Source organism: Streptomyces sp. BE20, from assembly GCF_036322525.1.
GTDB lineage: Bacteria > Actinomycetota > Actinomycetes > Streptomycetales > Streptomycetaceae > Kitasatospora.
In genome coordinates this window covers 1-879 of sequence record NZ_JAQYWW010001150.1, presented here as the reverse complement: position 1 = coordinate 879, position 879 = coordinate 1, and the positions used below count along the sequence as shown (strand labels likewise).

Annotated in this window: 2 protein-coding genes; both read right to left on the bottom strand. The window is 69.5% G+C overall.

Annotation, left to right across the window (positions count from 1 at the left end; genetic code table 11):
• A partial coding sequence (locus tag PUR61_RS36585) for a hypothetical protein (RefSeq protein WP_329883878.1) occupies positions 1-201 on the bottom strand: 201 nt, incomplete at its 3' end.
• Positions 198-879 (bottom strand): transposase (locus PUR61_RS36580; RefSeq protein ID WP_329883877.1); only part of this gene is annotated, 682 nt, incomplete at its 5' end. The genes PUR61_RS36580 and PUR61_RS36585, both read right to left, overlap by 4 nt.

Below are 879 nucleotides of genomic sequence, written 5' to 3'. Positions count from 1 at the left end.
CCGCCAGGTCTTCTCGACAACCGTCTCCTCAGCCGACCCGCGATCATGACGTCCGCACCCGGCCAGGACAACCATCGTCCCGGCCCTGCGGCCGCTCAGCGCCCGCAGGCGATGGCCCGGATCGTGCGATGGATCCGGGGGTGCCTCTATGTCCTTCGTCAAGGATGCGGTGCCGGTTTTGGTGCTGTTTGGGGTGGTCATGCGGCGGGGGTGACGGCTGGGGTTCGGGATTCGTAGAGGGTGCCGTCGCGGAGCATGGCGAACAGGACGCTGATGCGTTGGCGGGCGAGGCGCAGGAGGGCCTGGGTATGGGTTTTGCCGCGGGCTCGTTGCCGGTCGTAGTAGGTGCGGGAGGCGGGGTCGGCGTTCATGCAGGCGAAGGCCGAGAGGAACATGGCGCGCTTGAGCTGCCGGTTGCCGCCTCGGGGTGCGTGTTCGCCGTGGATGGAGGTGCCCGACGACTTGGTTGTAGGCGCGAGGCCGGCGTAGGAGGCGAGGTGGGCGGCGGTGGGGAAGCTCGTGCCGTCGCCGACGGTGACCAGCAGGACGGCGGCGGTCCTGACGCCGACTCCGGGCATCGAGGTCAGGACCGGGTGAAGAGGGTGGGCCTCCAGCAGGGTGTTGATCTGGGCCTCCAGGGCCCGGCGCTGTTCCTGGACGGCCGCGAGCGATCGGGCCAGGGACGGGACGACCACGTCGAGTGTGCCGGTGCCGGGGACGACGACGGTCTGTTCGTCAAGGGCGTCGAAGAGGTCGTCGATCAATCGTTGGGCCATGCGCGGGGCTTTGGGGCGGATCAGTTCGACGAGTCTGCGGCGTCCGGCTTTTCTCAGGGCGGCCGGGGATCCGTGGCGCTCCAGGAGCCAGGTGACGGCCTGG